The sequence below is a fragment of the Agarivorans sp. genome, assembly GCF_050295395.1.
In the GTDB taxonomy this organism is placed as follows: Bacteria; Pseudomonadota; Gammaproteobacteria; order Enterobacterales; family Celerinatantimonadaceae; genus Agarivorans.
Window position 1 is genome coordinate 1 of the sequence record NZ_JBNKPP010000188.1, and the last position, 1665, is coordinate 1665.

A 1665-nucleotide genomic window follows, 5' to 3' on the forward strand; every position below is an offset into this window, starting at 1 on the left:
TTTTGCTGGCGGTTACTTCCTACAGCAGCCCTTGCGGGTGTACCAACGGGGCAAAGCTGGCAGTGAGCAAATGGGCTATGCGCTGTACTTAAAAGCGGGCAACAAATACAAACCTAGTAGTATCTGGTATCCGGTGCATCAAATGGGACCAGCGTTTGGTCGAGCGATTTCATCTAAGCAACTGGTATTAACGGTGTCTGTTAATTTTGAAAAGCTAGATGCCGCTGGCGCTCCAGAAAGCACTTTGTTTGAGACACCTCGGGTGCTTTGGTTAGTGCTACCAGAAGCTAAGCAAATTGCTGCTCAGGCAAATGAGCAAGCTGCTGGGCGTTATGCCGCTAAGCAGACGCAGGTGCTGATTGTTGAACTCTAGTTGTACTTTGTTTGGTTAAAGCTAAAGACGCTTAAAGCGTCTTTTTTAGTACTTCATTCGTTATTTTCTCTTAGGTATTGGCTTATTACTTTCCGGTTTTTTAGCGTCTTATAATGGCCAAGTACAATCGGTAGGCTTGTTAGTTACTGCTTGTGGCCCTTCTTTACCAGTAAACCGAGGATTCTAGTTCGCACTTAGCTTTGTTTAGGCTTTGCTAGGCGCAGTGGATCTAATAGGGCTTTAAGCTGCGCTTCATCTAAGTCGGTTTCTTCTAAGGCTATTTCTAATACAGTTTTTTGCTCTTTATCGGCGCGTTTGGCTATTTTGGCGGCTAAATCGTAACCAATAGCCGAGTTTAGCGCGGTAGCGAGTATTGGGTTTTTAGCCAATATTTGAGTTAAGTATTCGCTGTTAACTTGAAAGTCGGCAAATACTTTGTCACTCATGGCACTGCAGGCTTGGCTGAGTAGCTCGATGCTAGAGAGTAATTTCTCGGCAATCAGTGGCAGCATGACGTTGAGTTGAAAGTTGCCAGACTGAGCGGCGATGCAAATGCTGGTTTCGTTACCAATCACCTCTGCGGCGATCATGGCCACGGCCTCTGGGATCACCGGATTAACTTTACCGGGCATGATCGAAGAGCCCGGTTGTAATGCGCTTAAACGAATTTCTTGTAAACCAGCGGTGGGGCCAGAGTTCATCCAGCGTAAGTCATTGGCCATTTTGAGTAAACATACGGCAAGGCCTTTTAGCGCAGAGGCAAGGGCTAGGTGGTGATCTTGGCTACTCATATATAAGGCGGGCAGGGCGGCGGGAGTCCAAGGTAACTGGTCTAGTTGTTGTAAGTAGTGGCAGGCTAGTGTGGCAAAACGGGGATGGCAATTGACTCCGCTACCCACCGCAGTGCCGCCCAAGGGCAGGGCATAAAGGTTTTGGGCGCTGAGTTTTAGCTGAGCTTGGGCGTGGCTCAGTTGCTGTTGCCAAACGCTGAGTTCTTGGCCAAGCGTTATCGGCATGGCATCCATTAGGTGAGTGCGGCCTGTTTTAAGGGTATTGGTGAGCTGCTTGGCCAGTTGTTTAAGACGCGAACTGAGAACGTCCATTGCTGGATAAAGAGAACCTTCTAGTTGCCGTAGGCTGCTAATTTGGATACTTGCGGGTATTACATCATTGCTGCTTTGGCAGCGGTTTACATGGTCGTTAGGGTGTACTTTATCGGCCAATAGTTCGCTGGCTTGGCTTGCCACTACTTCATTTACATTCATATTAGAGCTGGTGCCAGAGCCGGTTTG

At 48.1% G+C, this 1665-nt stretch carries 2 protein-coding genes; one reads left to right on the plus strand and one right to left on the minus strand.

Features of this window, described 5'->3' with window-relative positions:
* A partial coding sequence (locus tag ACQY6Q_RS10925) for a hypothetical protein (RefSeq protein WP_427981313.1) occupies positions 1-373 on the plus strand: 373 nt, incomplete at its 5' end.
* Positions 374-567: 194 nt separating this feature from the next.
* On the opposite strand, the gene ACQY6Q_RS10930 is transcribed toward ACQY6Q_RS10925, so the two are convergent.
* On the minus strand, positions 568-1665 hold a 1098-nt coding region (locus ACQY6Q_RS10930; RefSeq protein WP_427981316.1), incomplete at its 5' end, for a lyase family protein.